Origin of the sequence: Streptomyces melanosporofaciens, assembly GCF_900105695.1 — a bacterium.
Taxonomy (GTDB): domain Bacteria; phylum Actinomycetota; class Actinomycetes; order Streptomycetales; family Streptomycetaceae; genus Streptomyces; species Streptomyces antimycoticus.
Window position 1 is genome coordinate 2,786,566 of the sequence record NZ_FNST01000002.1, and the last position, 21,369, is coordinate 2,807,934.

The window sequence follows — 21,369 nt, forward strand, 5'->3', positions numbered from 1 at the left end:
TACCCCACAATTGGCCCATGTCCGCACCCGCGCCCGCCCGCCATCCGGCCCATGACGCCCTGCTCACCCGCTGGACGGACCTCCTCACCAGCGCCCGCGAAGCCACCGCTCCACCTCCCCTCCCCTACGGCGAGAACCTCCTGACCCGCTGGGCCGAACCCCAGCGCCGCTACCACACCACCGATCACCTGCTCGCGGTCCTGGACCGGGTGGACGAGCTGCTCCCCCACGTCCAGGCCCCCGACCCCGCCGCCATCCGGCTCGCCGCCTGGTTCCACGACGCCGTCTACCTCCCCGACCGCTCCACCAACGAGGAACGCAGCGCCCGCCTCGCCGAACGCGCCCTCACCGAGGCGGCCGTCCCGGCGCCCCGCACGGCCGAAACCGTCCGCCTCGTCCTCGTCACCCGCGACCACGACCCCGCCGAGGGCGACACCAACGGCGAAGTCCTCTGCGACGCCGACCTCGCCGTACTGGCGGGCTCCCCGGCGGCCTACGGCGCCTACGCGGCGGCGGTCCGCGAGGAGTACGGCTTCGTCCCCGACGACGCCTTCCGCGAGGGCCGCGCGCATGTCCTCCGCCACCTGCTGGGCCTGTCCCGCCTCTTCCGCACCCCGGAGGGGCACGACCGCTGGGAGGAGGCCGCGCGCCACAACATGGCCACGGAGCTGGAGCTGCTCGGTTCGTAACCTGTGCCGTTGAAGGAATGCCGAGGTCAGGCCATGGTGTTGAGCCTGGCATGCCCTCCTCCTCCCCAGCGGACTCCGCTCGCTCCCGCATGCCCCTGGCGGTCTATGTCCTCGGGCTGTCCGTCTTCGCCCTCGGTACCTCCGAGTTCATGCTGTCCGGGCTGCTGCAACCCGTCGCGCGGGACATGGGCGTGTCCATCCCCACGGCCGGGTTGCTGATATCGGCCTTCGCGATCGGGATGGTGGTCGGGGCGCCGGTGCTGGCGGCGGCCACGTTGCGGTTGCCGCGGCGGACGACGCTGATGGCGCTGCTCGCGGTGTTCGGGCTCGGGCAGATCGCGGGGGCGCTGGCGCCGTCGTACGGAGTGCTGTTCGCCTCGCGGGTCGTCAGCGCGCTCGCCTGTGCCGGGTTCTGGGCGGTGGGCGCCGCGGTGGCCGTATCGCTGGTGCCGGTGAACGCGCGGGCCAAGGCGATGGCGGTGATGGTCGGCGGACTGAGCATCGCGAACATCGCCGGGGTCCCCGCCGGGGCGTTGCTCGGGCAGCACGCGGGGTGGCGGGCCGCCTTCTGGGCGGTGGCCGGGCTGTCGGCGCTCGGGCTGGTCGGCGTCGTCGCGCTCGTACCGCGTACGGAGGTGCCGACCGGGGACGACCGGCCGCGGCTGCGGGCCGAGTTGCGCATCTACCGCGACCGGCAGGTGTGGCTGGCGCTGGCCGCCACCGCGCTGAGCGGTGGCGCGGTCTTCTGCCTGTTCTCCTACCTCGGGCCACTGCTGACGGATGTGGCGGGGCTGGACGAGAGCTGGGTGCCGACCGTGCTCGCGCTGTTCGGGGTCGGCGCGCTGCTGGGGACGGTGCTCGGCGGGCGGATCGCGGACGCGCATCTGTTCGGCACGATGCTCGGGGGCATCACCGCCTCGACGGTCGTGCTGAGCGCGCTGGCGCTGACCGCGCACAGCGCGGTCGCGGCCGTGACGTTGGCGCTGCTGCTCGGCTTCACCGCCTTCTTCACCGCGCCCGCACTCAACGCCCGGATGTTCAACCTCGCCAACGCCGCGCCCACGCTCGCGGGCGCGACGAACACCTCGGCCTTCAACATCGGCAACACGGTGGGCCCGTGGCTCGGCGGGCTCGTCATCGACTTGGGCTGGGGCTACCCGGCGGTCGCCTGGACGGGCGCGGCGCTCGCCGGTACGGGCGTGCTGACGACGGTCGCCGCGATGCGCCTGCACCGGGCGGCCGGTGGCTCGCGCGTCATCGCGTCCTCGGCACCGGCCGCCTCGTACGCCCCGGACTCCCGGCCGTCGCAACGTTCGCAGCCGCGGTAGCGAAGCCGGGGGGCGGGGCGTCGTGTGCGCCTGGGTTGGGGTGAATCGGGCTCGGGTGCTGGGCTCGGACGCGTAGGGGTCAGGGACGGGGTTCGGTCGCGCAGGGGGCCGGTGCAGGGCTCGGCCGCGCGGGATGCGCGTGGGCGAGATGCGGCCGCGCCGGGCTCGGGTGCTGGACTCGGGTGCTGGGCTCGGGTGCTGGGCTCGGGTGCTGGGCTCGGGTGCTGGGCTCGGGCGTGCCGAACCCGATACGCGGTTCTCGGATGCGCAGGACCCGGTGGCTGCTCCGGTGCGGCGCGGCCGAGCCCCGGGTGTCGTTGGGCTTGGGCCCCTTCTTCGGTGGCGCCGTCTCGACGCGACGGTGGGCGTCCTGCCCCGTCCCCGGCGGGGTCCGGTGTCACCGTTCCGCTTACCCCGCGGAGGACACCCGTGCGGATGACACCGGTGCCGATGACATGGGCCGGGACCCGGCACCGGCAGCCTCGGAGCCGTCGGCGCCGGGCGCGTCCGGTGCCGGGGCGGGGGCGGCGGTGGCGGGGTCCGGTCCGCCGTCGGGCGAGGTCGTGCGCGCCGACCGCAGCGCGCGGGCCAGCAGGTGTGCGCGTCCGGCGACGACGGGGCCGAGGACGGCGAGGACCAGGACGTAACCGGCGATGAACGGCGCCAACCTGGCGTCGAGCCCGGCGCTGGTGGCCATGGCGGCCAGGACCAGGGCGAACTCCCCGCGTGCCAGGAGCGTGGTGGCGATGTCCGCGGCGGGCTCGGGGCCGTAGCGGTACAGGCGCGCCACAAGCAGTCCGGCGATCACGTTCATGACGATGGTCAGCGCCGCGGCGGCGGCCACCGGGGCGGCGACGGACGCGATGTCGCCGGGGTCGATGGCCAGCCCGAAGGCGAAGAAGAAGATGGCCGCGAAGGCGTCGCGCAGCGGGTGCACCAGTTCGCGGATCCGCGGACCGGAGCGGGTTCCCGCCAGGATCAGCCCGGCCATGAAGGCGCCGATGGCGTCGGCGACCCCGAGGACTTCGGAGACTCCGGCCACCAGGACCGCGGTGCCGAGGAAGCTGATGACCAGCAGTTCATTGTCGCTGACCGAGATCAGACGCCCGATCAGCCGGGTGCCGTAGCGGGCCGCGACCGCCAGCGCCAGCAGGAACCCGAATGCCTTGCCCGCCTGAAGGACCGTCTCCTGGATGCCCTGGGCACCGCTGATGACGGGCTGGAGCGCGGCGAGGTAGAGCGCGAGGAAGATGTCCTCCACCACGATGACGCCCAGGATCAGACGCGTCTCCGGGCGGGCGATACGGCCCAGGTCGATCAGGATCTTGGTGACGATCGCGGAGGATGAGATGCCCAGGACGCCCGCGAGCACCAGGGCCTCCCGGGCGCCCCAGCCAAGGGCGAACCCGAACCCGAGGCCCGCGCCGACATTCAGCAGCAAGTAGATCCCGCCCGCGGCCAGCAGCCGCCGGCCGCCGCTCCGGAGGTCGTCGAGGTGGAACTCCAGACCCAGGTAGAACAGCAGCAGCACCAGCCCGAGGGCCGAGAGCATCTCGAAGTCGCGTGCATCCTCGACCAGGACCAGGCCGGGGGTGTGGGGGCCCAGCAGGATCCCGGCGAGCATGAACAGCGGGATGGTCGGCAGCCCGATCCGGCTGCCGAGGCGGGCAAGGACTGCGGCGGCCAGAAAGGCGCCGCCCAGAGCGAGCAGAGTGTCGGCATGTCCCACGGGTCACCACCTTCGTGAGCTTCATCAGGTTCGTCGGCTTCGTTGGATTCATCGGCGGGAACGGGCCGGGATGCCGCGGCGGTCGCGGCGTACGAGGCGTATGCGTCCTCCTTCTCCTTCGTCCAGGGCCCGTTGCCCCTCGTCCGGACACGTCGCCCCTCGGCACAGGGCAATTCGCCGTGCGGCGTGGGCCCGGTCACCCATCGGCGCGGGCCCGGGCACGCCACGGCCCGGGCTCATCCGTGCCTCGGCCCGGTCCCCTCGTGCCGTGCCGGGAAAGCGGCAGCCGCCACCAGGGCCGGCCGGACCGGCGCCCGGGCGGGGATACGAACTGGTGTGCCGCGATACCCGCCACGACCAGCCCCGCCGCGAGGAGCAGACCCTGCGGCAGCAGCATGCCGACCACCTGCATCGCCAGTGAGACGGCGAGCAGCGCCCACGCCGGTCCACGCCGGTACTCCCGGGGACGGCGGGGCCGTCCCTCTCCCAGGCCACGGGCGAAGCGCGGGTCACTCCCCGCCATCCGCTCCTCGAGCTCGTGCAGCTGGATGTCTCCGGGCGCTGCCATCGCTGCTCCTCCCACGGGCGGGCCTGCACGGCGTCACTATCACGGTCACACGCCGGCCACGCGCCCCACCATCGGGGCCGACACCCATCTCCGCCGGTGGGCGACCCCCATGCCGACGCCCATCCCCTCGCTCGTCCCGGCCCCACTCCGACACGGCCCTCATCCCGACACCCGCCCCGGCCCCGCCCCTTCCTCCGGCCGGGACAGCGGCCACGAGTGATAGAGAAGAGGCGGCCGGCCAGCCACCGCACCACCCCACCCCGCCAAAGGAGCAGACGGCACACGATGTCCTTGTTCTGGCGGATCTTCCTGCTCAACGCCGTGGTGCTCATCATGGCCACCGCGCTGCTGCTCGGGCCGGTCACGGTCTCCACCCCGGTGCTGCTCACCGAGGCCGCCGTCCTCACCGGAGGGCTGGGCGTGATGCTGATCGCCAACGGGCTGCTGCTGCGTATCGGCCTCGTCCCGCTCCAGCGGCTCACCCGCGCCATGACCACCATCGATCTGCTGCGCCCCGCGGAGCGGCCCGCCGTGGGCGGGCGTGGCGAGGTCGCCGAGCTGATCACGACGTTCAACGCCATGCTCGACCGGCTGGAGGCCGAGCGCGCCACCAGCGCCGCACGCGCCCTGTCCGCCCAGGAGTCGGAGCGTCACCGGATCGCCCAGGAACTCCATGACGAGGTCGGCCAGAGCCTTACGGCCGTCCTGCTCGAACTCAACCAGGCCGCGGGCCACGCGCCACCCAGTCTGCGCGAGGACCTGCACCAGGTCCGGGAGACCACCCGGACCAGCCTGGACGAGATCCGCCGCATCGCGCGGCGGCTGCGCCCCGGCGTTCTCGAGGAGCTGGGGCTGACCAGCGCCCTGAAGGCCCTCACCAACGAGTTCACCGGTGCCACCCTGGTCGTACACCACCGCATCTCCGCCGATCTGCCGCCGCTGGAGGCGGAGACCGAGCTCGTCCTCTACCGCGTCGCCCAGGAAGGCCTGACCAACGTCGCGCGCCATGCCGCCGCCCGCCGTGCGGAGCTCGCCCTCACCCGTAGCCCCGCGGGCGTCGAACTGCGTGTCCGCGACGACGGCCGGGGCCTCGGCGACGCCGCCGAGGGCGCGGGCATCCGCGGCATGCGCGAACGGGCCCTGCTCATCGGCGCCGAACTCGACCTCGGGTCCGCTCCGGGAGGCGGCACCGACGTACGCCTGACCGTCCCCGTCTCCCACCGGAGCCAGTGACCATATGCCCGAGGCGACCGAAACCCGCATCCTCCTCGCCGACGACCACGCCCTGGTCCGCCGCGGAGTCCGTCTCATCCTCGAAGGCGAACCCGATCTCACCGTCGTCGCCGAGGCCGGAGACGGTGCCGAGGCCATCGAGGCCGCCCACGCCCACCGGCCGGACCTGGCGATCCTCGACATCGCCATGCCCCGTATGACCGGTCTCCAGGCCGCCCGGGAACTGGCCCGCAGCCGGCCGGAGACGCGGATCCTCATCCTGACCATGTACGACAACGAGCAGTACTTCTTCGAGGCGCTGGCGGCCGGCGCCTCCGGATACGTCCTGAAGTCCGTCGCCGACCGCGATCTCGTCGAAGCCTGCCGCGCCACCATGCGCGGCGAGCCGTTCCTCTATCCCGGCGCCGTCAACGCGCTTATCCGCAACTACCTGGGCCGCCTCCAGGAGGGCGAGAGCATCCCCGGACGGCCCATCACCAGCCGCGAGGAGGAGATCCTCAAGCTCGTCGCCGAGGGACACAGCTCACAGCAGATCGCCGACCTGCTCGTCATCAGCGTCAAGACCGTCGAGCGCCACCGCGCCAACCTGCTGCAGAAACTCGGCCTGAAGGACCGGCTGGAGCTGACCCGTTACGCCATCCGCGTCGGCCTGATCGAACCGTAGGAGCGAGGAGCCAGGAGCTAGGAGCTGGATCGTCCCAAGCGCCCCGCGGCTCGTTTGGGGCGGCGGAGGCCCGCGGCCTTCAGGCGGCGGAGGAGTTCCTTGCTGCCGACCTCCTCCGCGCCCGCCCCTACCGCCTTCGCGTACAGCTCGCTCGGCAGGTCGTAGTGGTCACGGTCGAAGCCTCGGCGCGGGGCGCCGATGCGGGCGGCGAAGGCGTGGAGTTCGGCGTAGGAGACATCGCTGACCAAGTGGGACCACAGGCGGCCGTGGCCCGGCCACGAGGGCGGGTCGATCAGTACGGCCATCAGAGGGTGGTGCCCAGCGAACCCACGGGCGCCACCGCGACCGCCGTCTTGCCGCAGACCCAGTGCGGGTTGGGGCCCAACTCGGGCTCCACATCGAGGGCGTGGAGGTCGCCGCCCTGGGTGCAGACGGGGCACAGCGGCCATCGGCCGTACCGTTCCAGCAGGGCGTCCTGGACGTCCTGGGCGACCAGACCTGCCACGTAGGCGATGCCTTCCGGCCACTGCTCGACCCACCACCGACGGTGCGCGATCGCGTCTTCGACCAGCGAGACGATATCGGCCCGGGCGACCTCGCCCGCCGCGAGGTCGGCCAGGACGAGAGCACGGGCCGCGTGCAGTGCGTGTTCGAGCTTCATGGGTCCCATTGTCACCTTTGCTTCCTCCTGGCGCCTGTTTGCTTCATCCTCGGACTTCTCGCCCCGCCGCACCGCCGCACCACCGCGCGGAGGGTTGACGGACCCCATGGCCGGAAATAGTTTTCGCGGATGAGCAGCGACCTGAAGGAAACTTTCATGCCACCTCCGCAATCCGATCCCACCCCGCCCGCTCCGGCCGCCCTCGCCGCGAAGGTCCGCACGTTAGGCCCCTCCATGACCCGCTCCATGCAGCGCGTGGCCGAGGCCGTGGCGGGGGATCCGGCCGGATGCGCGGCGCTCACCGTCACCGGGCTCGCCGAGCGGACCGGCACCAGCGAGGCCACCGTCGTCCGCACCTCCCGACTGCTCGGCTACCCCGGATACCGCGATCTGCGCATCGCGCTCGCCGCGCTCGCCGCACACCAGGCCGCCGGGCGGGCCCCGGCCGTCACCGCGGACATCGCGGTCGACGATCCGATCGCCGATGTGGTCACCAAGCTGGCGCGGGAGGAGCAGCAGTGTCTGGCCGACACCGCGGCCGTCCTGGACACCAGCCAGGTCGAGGCGGCCGTCTCGGCGCTGGCCACGGCCCGCCGGATCGATGTGTACGGGGTGGGGGCGTCCAGCCTCGTCGGCCAGGACCTGGTCCAGAAGCTGCTGCGTATCGGGCTGATAGCCCATGCTCACGCCGATCCGCATCTCGCGGTCACCAACGCGGTCCAGCTCCACTCCGGCGACGTCGCCATCGCGATCACCCATTCCGGGCGTACGACGGACGTCATCGAGCCGCTGCGGGTGGCCTTCGAGCGCGGCGCCACCACCGTCGCGATCACCGGACGGCCGGACGGCGAGGTCGCGCAGTACGCGGACCTGGTGCTCACCACCTCCACCGCCCGGGAGAGCGAGCTGCGCCCGGCGGCCATGTCCAGCCGCACCAGCCAGCTTCTGGTGGTGGACTGCCTGTTCATAGGGGTCGCCCAGCGGACCTACGAATCGGCCGCGCCCGCCCTCTCCGCGTCGTACGAGGCCCTCGCGCACCGCCACGACCCGCGCCCCGGGCATCGCTGAGCCGGGCACCGATCAGCGCTTCGCCCGGTGACCGCCCACCCGTCACCGTCACCCCCACCCTCGCCCTGACGTACCGGAAAGAGCCGCTTCACCATGACTTCCGCCGACTTCGCAGCCGACCCCACCGACTCCGCGGCCGACCAGGACTCCACACGGCTCCGCGCCCAGCTCGACACCCTGACTACCGAGGCGTTCCGCCCCGAACTCGCCGAGATCGACCGGCTCGACACCCTCGAGATCGCCCGGATCATGAACGCGGAGGACGCCGGCGTGCCCGCCGCCGTCGCCCTCCAGCTCCCCCGCATCGCCGCCGCCATCGACGCCATCGCCGTGCGGATGTCCCGTGGCGGCCGTCTCCTCTATACGGGTGCGGGCACCGCCGGACGGCTCGGGGTGCTCGACGCGAGCGAATGCCCGCCCACCTTCAACACCCGGCCCGAGCAGGTCGTCGGGGTGATCGCGGGCGGCCCGGACGCCGTGGTGACCTCGGTCGAGGGTGCGGAGGACAGCGCGGAGCTGGCCGCCCGGGACCTCGACCTGCTCGGGGTCGGCCCCGAGGACACGGTGGTCGGCGTCTCGGCCTCCGGCCGCACCCCGTACGCCGTGGGCGCGGTCGAACACGGCCGACGGCTCGGCGCGCTCACCGTCGGACTGTCCTGCAACGCCGACTCGGCGCTCGCCGCCGCGGCCGACCACGGCATCGAGATCGTCGTGGGGCCGGAGCTGCTCACCGGCTCGACCCGGCTGAAGGCGGGCACGGCCCAGAAGCTGGTGCTCAACATGATCTCGACCATCACCATGATCCGGCTGGGCAAGACCTTCGGAAATCTGATGGTCGATGTGCGCGCCTCCAACGACAAGCTGCGCGCCCGCTCGCGGAGGATCGTCTTCCTGGCGACCGGCGCCTCCGACCAGCGGATCGAAAGCGCGCTGGCGGCCACGGACGGCGAGGTGAAGAACGCGATCCTCACCATCCTGGGCGAGGTGGACGCCACGACCGCCGAGAAGCTGCTCGCCGAGGCACACGGCCATCTGCGCGCCGCCCTCGATGCGGCCAAGCGGTAAGCCCCGGATACGCCTGCTCCCGCAGCCGGGGCCCGGCCCCCAAAACGCCGTCGGGGCGGCACCCCTGGGAGAGGGTGCCGCCCCGACGTCCTGGACGGTACGACCGACCGGCGAACGAAGCGCCGAGTCGATCAGAAGTCCATGTCACCGCCCGGCATGCCGCCCGGAGCGCCCGCCGGGGCGGCCTTCTCCGGCTTGTCGGCGATGACGGCCTCGGTGGTGAGGAACAGCGCGGCGATCGACGCGGCGTTCTGCAGCGCGGAGCGCGTGACCTTGGCCGGGTCGATGATGCCCTCGGCGATCAGGTCGACGTACTCACCGGTCGCGGCGTTGAGGCCGTGGCCCGGGGTCAGGTTGCGCACCTTCTCGACCACGACGCCGCCCTCGAGACCGGCGTTGACCGCGATCTGCTTCAGCGGGGCCTCCAGGGCCAGGCGCACGGCCTGGGCACCGGTGGCCTCGTCGCCCTCGAGCTCCAGCTTCTCGAAGACCGAGACGGTCTGCAGCAGGGCCACGCCACCACCGGCGACGATGCCCTCCTCGACGGCCGCCTTGGCGTTGCGCACCGCGTCCTCGATGCGGTGCTTGCGCTCCTTGAGCTCGACCTCGGTGGCGGCACCGGCCTTGATGACGGCCACGCCGCCGGCCAGCTTCGCCAGGCGCTCCTGCAGCTTCTCGCGGTCGTAGTCCGAGTCCGAGGACTCGATCTCGGCGCGGATCTGGTTGACGCGGCCCTGCACCTGGTCGGTGTCGCCGGCGCCGTCCACGATGGTGGTCTCGTCCTTGGTGACGGTGACCTTGCGGGCGCGGCCGAGCAGATCGAGACCGGCGTTCTCGAGCTTGAGGCCGACCTCCTCGGAGATGACGGTGCCACCGGTAAGGATGGCGATGTCACCGAGCATGGCCTTACGGCGGTCACCGAAGCCCGGGGCCTTGACGGCGACGGACTTGAAGGTGCCACGGATCTTGTTGACGACCAGGGTGGCCAGGGCCTCGCCCTCGACGTCCTCGGCGATGATCAGCAGCGGCTTGCCCGACTGCATGACCTTCTCGAGCAGCGGGAGGAGGTCCTTCACGCTGCTGATCTTGGAGTTGACGATCAGGATGTACGGGTCGTCGAGCGACGACTCCATACGCTCCATGTCCGTCGCGAAGTACGGGGAGATGTAACCCTTGTCGAAGCGCATGCCCTCGGTGAGCTCGAGCTCGAGCCCGAAGGTCTGCGACTCCTCGACGGTGATGACACCTTCCTTGCCGACCTTGTCCATCGCCTCGGCGATGAGCTCACCGATCTGGGTGTCGGCGGCGGAGATGGAGGCGGTGGAGGCGATCTGCTCCTTGGTCTCCACGTCCTTGGCCTGCTCGAGGAGCTGGGCGGAGACGGCCTCGACGGCCTTCTCGATACCCCGCTTGAGCGCCATCGGGTTGGCACCGGCGGCGACGTTGCGCAGGCCCTCCTTGACCAGCGCCTGGGCGAGGACGGTCGCGGTCGTCGTGCCGTCACCGGCGACGTCGTCCGTCTTCTTCGCGACCTCCTTGACCAGCTCGGCGCCGATCTTCTCGTACGCGTCCTCGAGCTCGATCTCCTTGGCGATGGAAACACCATCGTTGGTGATCGTGGGGGCGCCCCACTTCTTCTCGAGGACGACGTTGCGGCCCTTGGGGCCGAGGGTGACCTTGACGGCGTCGGCGAGCTGGTTCATCCCGCGCTCGAGGCCGCGCCGCGCCTCCTCGTCGAACGCGATGATCTTGGCCATGTGAAGTGGTCCTCCCAAGACGGGGTGGATTGCTCCGGACCGCGCTGGCGCCCGCGACGGACGGCCTGCCTGCCGTACGGTTCCTTGCCCCGCATGGCCTGGCGGGCCTCACCGACCCGGTCCTTCTGTCACTCTCAACGTCAGAGTGCTAACGCCAATGATTAGCACTCGGGCCTATAGAGTGCAAGCGCCCGAAGGGCATCCTTGAGGGGTGGCGGCCGGGTGACGGGTGGGCGCAAGCGCCCGAAGGGCATCCTCGAGGGGTGGCGGCCGGGTGACGGGTGGGCGCAAGCGCCCGAAGGGCATCCTCGAGGGGTGGCGGCCGGGTGACGGGTGGGCGCAAGCGCCCGAAGGGCATCCTCGAGGGGTGGCGGCCGGGTGACGGGTGGGCGCAAGCGCCCGAAGGGCATCCACCCCTGCACCAGCCCCCGTAATGATCAGCGCGGACACGCCGAAGGGTCCGCACCCTGGCCGGGACACGGACCCTTCGGACTGTACTGTTCAGCTGCGTCGCGTCGGCGCGTCAGCCTACGGCCACGCGGACCATGTCGGCCTGCGGGCCCTTCTGACCCTGCGAGATCTCGAACTCGACCCGCTGGCCTTCCTCGAGGGTGCGGTACCCGTCCATCTGGATCGCGCTGTAGTGGACGAACACGTCCGCACCACCGTCGACCGCGATGAAGCCGTACCCCTTCTCCGCGTTGAACCACTTGACGGTGCCCTGAGCCATTCCTAACTCCCCTATTGCTGGCCCTTGCGCAGGACCGCACTCCGCGGACCCGGGTCAGACCTCACCCCCCGGATGTGGGGGGTGTGCGCCGGAACGCGTCGACCGCCGCTGAATGTATCCGTCCCAACGCCCTCTGCAACAGGTCAATCGGACGAGAATTCTGGGCACGACCGAACGGTTAAAAGTGAGAAATTATGTGAAGTTCGGGCAAGCCGGGCGGGACATAGGGAACCAACCCGACAATTCGTGCTCACACTTTACGCACAACTTGACGAGTTCTCATATGTGGTTCCGGCCCGGGGGCCATCGGGGAATCCGGGCAACTGTATCGCGATTCCACACACGGAATCGCCCCGTCCGGTTGTCCCCGGACGGGGCGATGCCAAAGGTGAGGAGGGTGGACGCGGGGTCAGCAGCCGCCCGCGACCGCCGGGATGATCGAGATCCCGGCACCGTCCGGGGTCGCCGTGGCCAGGCCGTCGGCGAAGCGGACGTCGTCGTCGTTGACGTAGACGTTGACGAAGCGGCGGAGCTTGCCGGTGTCGTCCAGGACGCGGGCCGCGATGCCCTGGTGGTTCTTCTCCAGGTCCGCCAGGACCTCGGCGAGGGTCGCGCCCTCGGCGGGGACCTCGGCCTGCCCGGCGGTGTATGTGCGCAGGATGGTCGGGATTCGGACGTTGACGCTCATGCGAGACCAGCCTCTCGGAACGAGTCAAGGGTGGGGCGGATGATGGCGGAGGGACCCGTGGTGGGGGCCACCGCGTCGAGGGTCTTGAGGCCGTCGCCGGTGTTGAGCACGACGGTCGTCAGGGACGGGTCGAGCAGACCGTCCTCGATCAGCTTCTTGGTCACGCCGACGGTCACCCCGCCCGCGGTCTCCGCGAAGATCCCCTCGGTGCGGGCGAGCAGCTTGATCGCGTCGACGATCTGCTCGTCGTTCACGTCCTCCACCGCGCCGCCCGTACGGCGGGCGATGTCCAGGACGTACGGGCCGTCCGCGGGGTTGCCGATGGCCAGCGACTTGGCGATGGTCTGCGGCTTCTGCGGCCGGACGACGTCATGGCCGGCCTTGAAGGCGGCGGAGACCGGGGAGCAGCCCTCGGCCTGGGCGCCGAAGATCTTGTAGGGCTTGTCCTCGACCAGACCGATCGCGATCAGCTCCTTCAGCCCCTTGTCGATCTTGGTGAGCTGGGAGCCGGAGGCGATCGGGATGACGATCTGGTCCGGCAGCCGCCAGCCGAGCTGCTCGCAGATCTCGTAGGCCAGGGTCTTGGAGCCCTCGCCGTAGTACGGCCGCAGATTGACGTTGACGAAGCCCCAGCCCTCGCCGACCGGGTCGCCGATCAGCTCGCTGCAGAAGCGGTTGACGTCGTCGTAGGTGCCCTCGATGCCGACCAGCTCACCGCCGTAGACCGCGGCCATGACGACCTTGCCGGCCTCCAGGTCGTGCGGGATGAAGACGCAGGAGCGGAAGCCCGCACGGGCGGCCGCGGCGCCGACCGCGCCGGCGAGGTTGCCGGTGGAGGAGCAGGAGAGGGTGGTGAAGCCGAAGGTGCGGGCGGCCTGGACGGCGATGGCGACGACCCGGTCCTTGAAGGAGTGGGTGGGGTTGCCGGAGTCGTCCTTGATGTGCAGCTCACCGGTGACGCCGAGCTCACGGGCGAGGTTGTCGGCCTTGACCAGCTGGGTGAAACCCGGGTGCAGGCTGGGCAGGTCCGCCACGTCCGCGGGGACGGGCAGCAGCGGGGCATAGCGCCAGATGCTGTTCGGACCGGACTCGATCCGCCGGCGCAGCTCCTCCGGGTCGCCGGCCGGCAGCTCGTACGCGACCTCGAGCGGCCCGAAACAGACCTCACACGCGAAGACCGGGCCCAGATCGAACCGCTCACCGCACTCCCGGCAGGACAATGCGATGGCGGGACCGAAGGCACCGGAGGCGTCGGGGGCGGAGGAGGTGGTTGAGCTTTCTACTGACTGCACAGCCATGGATGGCGAGGCCCTTTCTCCTCATCTTCCTCGCGACGCATTTCGCCACGAGACGGAATTGGCACCTTCCCGAGCTGGGAGCCTCGCTGCGGAATGCGAGATCAGCTGGAGGGTTGCCGGGGCTTCAACGGGCCGTTCCCTCTGCCCCTCTGGATGAGCGGTATGGCGCCGGGCGGACCCGGGCGTTTGTCAGCACGGCATCATCGCGGGCCTCCTCGGTAAACACCGAGGTCGACCCCGACATACGACGGTCACGTGCGTTGTTCAAGACTGTAACCGAAGGCCCGGACGGTTGAGCTAGCCGTCCGAAGCGCGAGATGGATCACAGCGACCACGGCAGGGAGAGACACAGGTGCTGGAAGAGGTGGAGCGCTGGCTGAAGCACCGCTCCTGGTCGGCCGACGACCGGCCGCTGGACCGCCTGCTGGACGCGAAGCGGGGCGCGGCGACGACCCTGAGCGTGGTCCTGCCCGCCCTGAACGAGGAGGCCACGGTCGGCGAGATCGCCGCGACGATCCGCCGGGAGCTGATGAGCGAGGCGGCGCCGCTGGTGGACGAGCTGGTGGTGCTGGACTCCGGCTCGACGGACCGCACCGCCGAGGTCGCCGCGGCGGCGGGCGCCACCGTCGTCCCCCGCGACTCACTGCTGCCCCGGCTGCCCGCGCTGCCCGGCAAGGGCGAGGTGCTGTGGCGGTCCCTGCTGGCCACGCGCGGCGACATCATCTGCTTCATCGACGCCGACCTGCGGGAATTCGATCCGCGCTTTGTCTCGGGGATCGTCGGTCCGCTGCTGACCGACCCCGCGCTGCAGCTGGTGAAGGGCATGTACGACCGCCCGCTCGGTGACGTGGCGGGCCAGGGCGGCCGGGTCACCGAGCTGGTCGCCCGCCCGCTGCTGAATCTGCACTGGCCCCAGCTGGCCGGATTCGTCCAGCCGCTGGGCGGTGAGTACGCGGCCCGCCGCACGCTGCTGGAGCGGCTGCCCTTCCCGGTCGGCTACGGGGTCGAGCTGGGGCTGCTGGTCGACGCGCTGCACACGGTGGGCCTCGACGCGCTCGGCCAGGTGGACATCGGGGTGCGCAAACACCGTCACCAGGACGGGCTGGCGCTCGGCCGGATGGCGGCCGCGATCTACCGCACCGCGCAGCTGCGGCTGGCCCGGGGCCATTTGGTGCGGCCGCGGCTGACCCAGTTCGACCGGGGCGAGACCGGCTTCGAGCCGCGCACCACGGACGTGGACACCGAGGAGCGGCCGCCGATGATCGAGATACCGGAGTACGCGGAGCGGCGCGCGGCGTGACACCCGGGGGTAGCACGCGATAGCCCCTACGGGCGGAAACAGGCCGCCCCATACCGCCTACGGGGCAAGAAACCGTACGTACGTTTGCGCGGGGTCCCGGCTGGCTAGGCTCGCGACATGGCAGTTCCGCGCACCGCTCCGATCCTGGTCGCGTCCAACCGCGGTCCGGTCTCGTACACCCTGGGCGAGGACGGCTCGCTCACCGCCCGGCGCGGCGGTGGCGGGCTGGTCTCCGGCCTCAGCGCCATCGGCCCCGACGCCAACGCGGTGTGGGTTTGCGCGGCGCTCGGGGAGGGTGACCGCGAGGCCGCCCGGCGCGCCGGGGACAGCCATCTGAACCCCGGTGACACCGGCGGCCAGCAGGTGCGGATGCTCGACATCGCACCGGATGTCTTCGCCGCCGCGTACAACGGCATCGCCAATTCGGTGCTGTGGTTCATCCACCATCTGCTCTACCAGACCCCGGTCGAGCCGGTCTTCGACGCGGAGTTCGCCGACCAGTGGGCGGCCTACGAGGCCTATAACGCGGCCTTCGCGGACGCGCTCGCCGAGGAGGCGGTGGACGAGGCCGTCGTCCTGGTGCAGGACTACCACCTGGCGCTGGTGCCCGCGATGCTCCGCGAGCGCCGCCCCGATCTGCGGATCGGTCACTTCTCGCACACCCCCTGGGCCCCGCCGGACTACTACCGGCTGCTTCCGGACGACGTGGCGGCGGGTGTGCTGCGCGGCATCCTCGGCGGCGACCGCGCCGCGTTCCTCACCGAGCGCTGGGCCGGGGCCTTCGCCGACTGCTGCGCGGCCGTGCTGGGCGCGGAGATCGTCCGGGACGGCGACGGCGCGGCCACGGCCGTGCGCTTCGAGGGGCGGGAGACCCGGCTGGGCGTCCATGGCCTGGGCGCGGACGCGGACTTCCTGCGGCAGCGGTCGCGGCAGGCGGATGTGGACGAACGGCTGACCAGTCTGCGGGCCCAGATCGGGCCGGACCGGAAGTCGATCGTCCGGGTGGACCGCACCGAGCTGTCCAAGAACATCGTGCGCGGGCTGCTGGCCTACCGGCGGCTGCTGGAGACCCACCCCGAGTGGCGGGAGCGCGTGGTGCACGTGGCCTTCGCCTACCCCTCGCGCCAGGACCTCGCGGTCTACCGCGACTACACCGAGCGGGTGCGGCGGATCGCGGACGAGATCAACGCCGAATACGGCACGGAGGGCTGGACCCCGGTCGCCCTGCATGTGAAGGACGACTTCGCACGGTCGCTCGCGGCCTACCGACTGGCGGACGTGGCGCTGGTCAACCCCATCCGGGACGGGATGAACCTGGTGGCCAAGGAGGTCCCGGTGGTCTCCGAGCGGGGATGTGCGCTGGTGCTGTCGCGGGAGGCGGGGGCCCACGCCGAGCTGGGCGACGACGCGCTGGTGGTGAACCCGTACGACGTGGAGGCCACGGCCCGGGCGCTGGACGAGGCGCTGCGCATGAGCGACGGCGAGCGCGCGGACCGTACGAAGCGACTCGCCGCCGCCGCGACCGCGCTGCCGCCCCAGGCATGGTTCCTGGCGCAGTTGCGGGCGCTGTAGGGCGCTACGAGGCGTGGGCGCCGCCGACCGCGTCGGCCAGGGACGACAGCAGCCCCACCACCCCCGCCGGACCGTCGACCACCAGGTCGGCCCGCTGGGCGAGTTCGGTCACCTCCGTGCTGCCGCTGCACACCAGTACCCCCGGCACCCCCTCCTCGCGCAGCCGCTCCACCGCCGCGAACGCGGCCAGGTCGCCCAGGTCGTCGCCCGCGTAGAGCACGGCTTCCGCGCCCGTGCGCCGTGCGTACTCCGTGAGCGCGACACCCTTGTCCATGCCCGGCGGCCGCAGCTCCAGCACCAGCCGGCCCGGCTCGACGATCAGCCCCTGGCGCTCGGCCAGGGCGTGCAGCGGCGCGCGCAGCAGCTCGAACGTGGCCTGCGGGTCCTCGGCACGGCGGGTGTGGACGGCGACGGCGCGGCCCTTGTCCTCGATCCAGGTGCCCTGCGCGGCGCCGTACTCCTCGAGGACGGCGGGGAGATCGGCCTGGACGGCGGCGACGCCGGGGTGCGGTTCGGGTGCCTGGACGGCGCCGCTCACCGCGTCCCAGCGCTCGGCGCCGTAGAGGCCGAGGACGACGAGCCCGTCCAGCCCCTCGGCCCCGGCGAAGCCGCCGTACCGGACGGCGACCTCGGCCGGACGGCCGGTGACCACCGCGACGGAGCGCAGCCGCGGGGCCAGCCGGGAGAGCGCGGGGACGGCGCCGGGGTGGGCGCGGGCCTGGTCGGGGTCGGGGACGATCTCGGCGAGGGTGCCGTCGAAGTCCAGTCCGACAACGGCGCGGCCGGGCCGTTCGAGGAGGGCGGCGAGGCCCTCGCGACCGGCGGCGGTGGTAGGTACGGGGAGGGGGTGACTGCCCATAGCGCTGCCCATGGCGGTGACCCTACCGGCCCCGGCGGCACCACGGGCCTCCCCCGGGCGTCCCACCGGTGAACGGCTCGGGCGCGCCCCACCGGTGAACGGCTCGGGCGTCCCACCGGTGACCGGCCCGGGGAGGTATCGCCTCAGCGCCGTTCGCGGCGCTCGTCCCTGACCCGCCGCAGCCGGTTGACGGTCACCGGGTCGTGCTCCAGGGCCCTGGGGTCGTCCAACAGCGCGTTCAGCAGCTGGTAGTAGCGGGTCGGGGAGATGCCCAGCCGCTCCCGTATCGCCCGCTCCTTGGCGCCCGGGCCCGGCCAGCCGCGGCGCTCCACGGCGAGCACGGCCTGGTCGCGGTCGGACAGCCCAGCCTCCGGGCCCTCATCCCGCTCCCGGTCTGCGGGGTCTTCGGAAGGGCCGGGGCCGGGCGTGTCCACTGTCATGCCCCCGCATTCTCCATGGCGTCGGCCTCGCGCTGGATCTGGCCCAGCACGCTCGTCGGGTCGCCGCCCTTGGCCACCGTCGAGCCGATCTTCTGCTTGATCAGCTTGCTGACCTCCGCCCAGGAGGTCTTGTCGGCCGGGTAGAACTCGGCGCTCTCCAGCTCGTCGAGGAACCGCCACAGCCGCTTGTACTCACGGTCGCCGAGCATCGTCTGCTCGACGGCGGTGGTCACCGGCAGCAGGTCGTACTCGGTGACGAAGTCCAGCACGTTCTTCTCGGTGTAGACGAAGTCGAGGAACTTCCCGATCTGCGTGCGGTGGCCGTTGTGCTTGAAGGCCATCAGCCAGTCGGCGACGCCCATCGTCGACGGGGACTTGCCCCTGCGGCCGGGCAGGGGCGCGGTGCCGTAGTCGATGCCGTGGCCGGACGCCTGCTGCATCAGGGTCGGGTGGCCGTTGAGCATGCCCACCTCGCCCCGGGTGAAGGCGTCGAAGGCGTCCTGCCGGTTGGTGCGGGCCGGGGATCCGGGGCCGGTGACGTCCGCGCCGACCAGTTCGTCCCGCAGCCATTCGAAGGTCTCGATGTTCTCGGAGGAGTCGATGGTGTAGCTGCCGTTGGTGTCGGTGTAGCCGCCACCGCCGCTGAGCATCCACATCATGGTCTCGGCCTGGCACTCCTCGGGGCCGAGCGGCAGCGCGTACGGGATCTTCACCCCGCCGGCCTTGAGCTGGGCGGCCGCCTCCTTGAGCTCGTCCCAGCTGGTGGGGGCGGAGGATATACCGGCCTGGTCGAAGAGCTTCTTGTTGTAGAAGAGCAGCCGGGCGCTGGCCACGAACGGCACCCCGTACTGCACCCGCCGCACCTCGCCCGCATGGGCGATCGAGGTGATGAAACCGGCCTGGGTGGGGATGGCGAGCATCTCGTCGGCGCGGTAGAGCTTGCCCTGCGCGGCGTAGTCGGCGTACGCGCCGATCTGCGCGATATCCGGGGCCTGACCGCTCTTGACCATGTCGGCGACGCGCCGGTCCACTTCGGTCCAGCTATAGACCTTGACGTCGACCTTGATCCCGCTGTTCTTGGCCTCGAAGGCCCGGGCCAGCTTGTTCCAGTACTTCTGGGAGCTGTTGGCGGTGCTGTCGCCGTAGTCGGCCGCGACCACCTTCAACGTGGTGTCACCGTCCGAGCCGGAGCTGCCGCTGCCACAGGCCGTGAGCCCGGGTGCCGTCGTCACCGCCGCGACACCCGCCGTTGTCAGACCCAAGAACCGTCGCCGCTGCACCGCTGTTTTCCCACCCTATGGCTTGTTTCATCCTCCAGGGTCCTCCCCCGAGGCGAGCGAGTCTGCCTTGCAAACCTCCACAAGGTCTACACCATGGGCATATCGCTTCGATATCGGCGGTCCACTTGCCCAGGTGAGCAGGTTGTTACACGCCAAAGTGCGATGTGTCACCCACTCACAAACGGAAGGGCAGGTTCATACCAACTCCCTTACCGGCAACGGCGTGATCTCCTGACGAGAAGCGGCGAGTGGACTAGACCTCTCATGGTGGATCGCGCGAGACTGTTCCATGTGAAACACGTCATCGCCCTGGATGTGGGCGGCACCGGTATGAAGGCCGCCCTGATCGGGGCGGACACCACACTCCTCCACGAGGCCCGGAGGCCCACCGAGCGGGAGCGCGGACCCGAGGCGGTCGTCGCCGCGATCCTCGACTTCGCCGCCGAGCTGCGCGAGATCGGCGAGCGGCGGTTCGGCGAACCCCCGGTGGCCGCGGGGGTCGGCGTGCCCGGGGTCCTGGACGAGGACCGCGGGGTGGCCGTCTTCGCCGCCAACCTCGGCTGGAGCGACGTCCCGCTGCGCGCGCTGCTCACCGAGCGGCTGGGCGGGATCCCGGTCGCGCTCGGGCACGACGTCCGGATGGGCGGACTGGCCGAGGGGCGGATAGGAGCGGGCGAGGGCGCACGGCGCTTCCTGTTCGTCTCCGTCGGCACCGGCATCGCGGGCGCCATTGGCATCGACGGGCGGATCGACCCCGGAGCGCACGGTTCCTCCGGCGAGATCGGCCATATCGTCGTCCGGCCGGGCGGCCCCGCCTGCGGCTGCGGGCAGTCCGGCTGCCTGGAGACGCTCGCCTCGGCGGCGGCGGTGGGCCGCGCCTGGGCCGGTGCGAGCGGCGATCCGGCGGCCGACGCCGCCGACTGCGCCAAGTCCGTCCGGTCCGGGGATCCGAGGGCCGTGGCCGTGTGGGGGGAGATGGTGAGCGCGCTCGCCGACGGTCTGGTGACCGGCCTCACCCTGCTGGACCCCGGTGTGCTGATCGTCGGCGGTGGGCTGGCCGAGGCCGGGGAGACCCTGTTCGCGCCGCTGCGCACCGCGGTCGAGGAGCGGCTCACCTTCCAGCAGCTTCCCCGTATCGTCCCGGCGGCCCTCGGGGACACCGCCGGCTGCCTGGGCGCGGGTCTGCTCGCCTGGGATCGACTCTCCACGGAGGTAACCGCCTGATGGTCCAGCGAACGGTTCTCACAGGCGCCCGGGTGGTCCTGCCGGGAGGCGTGGTCGACAACGGGCGGGTGACGGTCGAGGGCACGCGCATCACCGCGGCGGGACCGTCGGCCGATCCCGCGTCCGGCCGGGGCGAGGAGGCGGTGGAGGCGCTCGACCTGCCGGGCCGCTGGATCGTCCCCGGCTTCGTGGACCTGCATGTGCACGGCGGCGGCGGTGCCTCGTTCTCGGCGGGCACCCCCGAGGAGTCGCTGACCGCCATCCGTACGCACCGGCTGCACGGCACCACCACGATGCTCGCCTCCACCGTCACCGGCGACCTGGACGACCTCGCCCGGCAGGCCGCCGTCCTCTCGGAGCTGGTGGAGCAGGGCGAGTTGGCGGGCATCCACTTCGAGGGGCCGTTCATCTCCCCCCACCGCTGCGGCGCCCACCAGCCCTCGCTGCTGCGCGCGCCCGATCCGGCGGATGTGCGCAAGCTGGTGGACGCGGCGCGGGGCACCGCGCGGATGATGACGCTCGCCCCCGAACTGCCGGGCGGGCTGGAGTCCGTACGGCTGCTGGCCGACAGCGGCGTCCTCGCGGCCGTCGGTCACACCGACTCGACGTACGAGGCGACGCGGGAGGCCGTCGAGGCGGGCGCGACCGTGGCGACCCACCTGTTCAACGCGATGCCGTCGCTGCTGCACCGCGCCCCCGGCCCGATCGCCGCGCTGCTGGAGGACGAGCGGGTCACCATCGAGCTGATCAACGACGGCACCCATCTGCACCCCGCCATGCTGGAGCTGGCGTTCCACCGGGCGGGCGCGGACCGGGTCGCCTTCATCACCGACGCGATGGGCGCGGCGGGCATGAACGACGGGCGCTATCCGCTCGGCCCCATGGAGGTCGAGGTCAAGGACGGCGTCGCGCGGATCAGCGACGGGCCGACGGCCGGCTCCATCGCGGGCTCCACCCTCACCCTGGACCGGGCCTTCCGGCGGGCCGTCACGATCGACGGACTCAGCATGGAGCAGACCGTAAGGGCGCTGTCCGCGACCCCCGCCCGGCTGCTGGGCATCGCCGACCGGGTGGGCTCGCTCGAGGCGGGCAAGGACGCGGATCTCGTCGTGCTCGACGACGACTTCCGGTTGCGGGGCGTGATGCGCCGGGGCGGCTGGGTGGTCCATCCCGAACTGGGCTGAAGTGCCCTGATTTCAGGGGGCGATGACGGTGT

General features: G+C 71.7%; 21 protein-coding genes and 1 riboswitch. Of the genes, 10 read left to right on the top strand and 11 right to left on the bottom strand.

Annotation, left to right across the window (positions count from 1 at the left end):
* Positions 1–17 precede the first annotated feature (17 nt).
* Both BLV72_RS14425 and BLV72_RS14430 read left to right on the top strand, forming a co-directional pair.
* Positions 18–689, top strand: a complete 672-nt coding sequence (locus BLV72_RS14425) for an HD domain-containing protein (RefSeq protein ID WP_093462685.1) — start codon at positions 18–20, stop codon at positions 687–689.
* Positions 690–778: 89 nt separating this feature from the next.
* Positions 779–2,017, top strand: coding sequence for a Cmx/CmrA family chloramphenicol efflux MFS transporter (locus BLV72_RS14430; protein ID WP_093462686.1), 1,239 nt, complete (start codon positions 779–781; stop codon positions 2,015–2,017).
* Between the two features lie 409 nt (positions 2,018–2,426).
* On the opposite strand, the gene BLV72_RS14435 is transcribed toward BLV72_RS14430, so the two are convergent.
* Both BLV72_RS14435 and BLV72_RS51525 read right to left on the bottom strand, forming a co-directional pair.
* The gene (locus BLV72_RS14435) at positions 2,427–3,746 is read right to left on the bottom strand and encodes a cation:proton antiporter (RefSeq protein ID WP_093462688.1); all 1,320 of its coding nucleotides are present in this window, start codon (positions 3,744–3,746) and stop codon (positions 2,427–2,429) included.
* A gap of 196 nt (positions 3,747–3,942) precedes the next feature.
* A complete protein-coding gene (locus tag BLV72_RS51525; protein WP_093462689.1) occupies positions 3,943–4,314 on the bottom strand; it encodes a DUF3040 domain-containing protein in 372 nt (123 codons plus the stop codon).
* Between the two features lie 285 nt (positions 4,315–4,599).
* On the opposite strand from BLV72_RS51525, the gene BLV72_RS14445 reads away from it, so the two are divergent.
* Entirely contained in the window at positions 4,600–5,547 is a 948-nt protein-coding gene (locus BLV72_RS14445; protein ID WP_093462691.1) for a HAMP domain-containing sensor histidine kinase, read from the top strand.
* Positions 5,548–5,551: 4 nt separating this feature from the next.
* Positions 5,552–6,211 (top strand): response regulator, encoded by a 660-nt coding sequence (locus tag BLV72_RS14450; protein WP_093462692.1) that lies wholly within the window; start codon positions 5,552–5,554, stop codon positions 6,209–6,211.
* A 17-nt stretch (positions 6,212–6,228) separates the two neighbouring features.
* On the opposite strand, the gene BLV72_RS14455 is transcribed toward BLV72_RS14450, so the two are convergent.
* Complete coding sequence (locus tag BLV72_RS14455) at positions 6,229–6,516, bottom strand: DUF4031 domain-containing protein (RefSeq protein ID WP_093462694.1); 288 nt, start codon at positions 6,514–6,516, stop codon at positions 6,229–6,231.
* A complete protein-coding gene (locus BLV72_RS14460) occupies positions 6,516–6,872 on the bottom strand; it encodes a hypothetical protein (protein WP_086711159.1) in 357 nt (118 codons plus the stop codon). Before BLV72_RS14460 ends, BLV72_RS14455 begins: the two co-directional genes overlap by 1 nt.
* Before the next feature lie 129 nt (positions 6,873–7,001).
* Here BLV72_RS14460 and BLV72_RS14465 point away from each other — a divergent pair, with 129 nt between their 5' ends.
* Complete coding sequence (locus tag BLV72_RS14465) at positions 7,002–7,940, top strand: MurR/RpiR family transcriptional regulator (RefSeq protein ID WP_093462695.1); 939 nt, start codon at positions 7,002–7,004, stop codon at positions 7,938–7,940.
* 93 nt (positions 7,941–8,033) lie between these two features.
* Positions 8,034–9,005: an N-acetylmuramic acid 6-phosphate etherase gene (gene murQ, locus BLV72_RS14470; RefSeq protein WP_093462697.1), complete on the top strand. Its 972-nt coding sequence runs from the start codon at positions 8,034–8,036 to the stop codon at positions 9,003–9,005.
* Positions 9,006–9,136: 131 nt separating this feature from the next.
* Here the strand turns inward: murQ and groL are convergent, their stop codons facing one another.
* The 4 genes from groL to thrC form a co-directional block, all read right to left on the bottom strand.
* On the bottom strand, positions 9,137–10,762 hold the full coding sequence (gene groL / locus BLV72_RS14475) for a chaperonin GroEL (RefSeq protein ID WP_059142721.1): 1,626 nt from the start codon (positions 10,760–10,762) through the stop codon (positions 9,137–9,139).
* A gap of 523 nt (positions 10,763–11,285) precedes the next feature.
* Positions 11,286–11,492, bottom strand: coding sequence for a cold-shock protein (locus BLV72_RS14480; protein WP_009716982.1), 207 nt, complete (start codon positions 11,490–11,492; stop codon positions 11,286–11,288).
* A 409-nt stretch (positions 11,493–11,901) separates the two neighbouring features.
* A complete protein-coding gene (locus BLV72_RS14485) occupies positions 11,902–12,180 on the bottom strand; it encodes a MoaD/ThiS family protein (RefSeq protein WP_059142722.1) in 279 nt (92 codons plus the stop codon).
* Positions 12,177–13,478 (bottom strand): threonine synthase, encoded by a 1,302-nt coding sequence (thrC, locus tag BLV72_RS14490; RefSeq protein WP_093462698.1) that lies wholly within the window; start codon positions 13,476–13,478, stop codon positions 12,177–12,179. The genes BLV72_RS14485 and thrC overlap by 4 nt, the downstream gene beginning before the upstream one ends.
* A gap of 18 nt (positions 13,479–13,496) precedes the next feature.
* Positions 13,497–13,638, bottom strand: a riboswitch (SAM riboswitch).
* A 192-nt stretch (positions 13,639–13,830) separates the two neighbouring features.
* On the opposite strand from thrC, the gene BLV72_RS14495 reads away from it, so the two are divergent.
* Positions 13,831–14,778 carry a glucosyl-3-phosphoglycerate synthase gene (locus BLV72_RS14495; protein ID WP_093462700.1) on the top strand — a complete coding sequence of 316 codons (948 nt, stop codon included), beginning with the start codon at positions 13,831–13,833 and terminating at the stop codon, positions 14,776–14,778.
* Positions 14,779–14,895: 117 nt separating this feature from the next.
* Complete coding sequence (locus BLV72_RS14500; RefSeq protein WP_093462701.1) at positions 14,896–16,350, top strand: alpha,alpha-trehalose-phosphate synthase (UDP-forming); 1,455 nt, start codon at positions 14,896–14,898, stop codon at positions 16,348–16,350.
* A 4-nt stretch (positions 16,351–16,354) separates the two neighbouring features.
* Here BLV72_RS14500 and otsB read toward each other — a convergent pair whose 3' ends face one another.
* From otsB to BLV72_RS14515, 3 genes are all read right to left on the bottom strand, one after another.
* Complete coding sequence (gene otsB, locus BLV72_RS14505) at positions 16,355–17,209, bottom strand: trehalose-phosphatase (protein WP_093462703.1); 855 nt, start codon at positions 17,207–17,209, stop codon at positions 16,355–16,357.
* A gap of 143 nt (positions 17,210–17,352) precedes the next feature.
* A complete protein-coding gene (locus tag BLV72_RS14510; RefSeq protein WP_244320765.1) occupies positions 17,353–17,649 on the bottom strand; it encodes a DUF3263 domain-containing protein in 297 nt (98 codons plus the stop codon).
* Complete coding sequence (locus tag BLV72_RS14515) at positions 17,646–18,929, bottom strand: extracellular solute-binding protein (RefSeq protein ID WP_093462704.1); 1,284 nt, start codon at positions 18,927–18,929, stop codon at positions 17,646–17,648. Before BLV72_RS14515 ends, BLV72_RS14510 begins: the two co-directional genes overlap by 4 nt.
* 291 nt (positions 18,930–19,220) lie before the next feature.
* On the opposite strand from BLV72_RS14515, the gene BLV72_RS14520 reads away from it, so the two are divergent.
* Together BLV72_RS14520 and nagA are read left to right on the top strand one after the other, a co-directional pair.
* Entirely contained in the window at positions 19,221–20,153 is a 933-nt protein-coding gene (locus BLV72_RS14520) for an ROK family protein (protein WP_093470345.1), read from the top strand.
* Positions 20,153–21,337, top strand: a complete 1,185-nt coding sequence (gene nagA, locus BLV72_RS14525; protein ID WP_093462705.1) for an N-acetylglucosamine-6-phosphate deacetylase — start codon at positions 20,153–20,155, stop codon at positions 21,335–21,337. The genes BLV72_RS14520 and nagA overlap by 1 nt, the downstream gene beginning before the upstream one ends.
* The last annotated feature ends 32 nt before the right edge of the window (positions 21,338–21,369 follow it).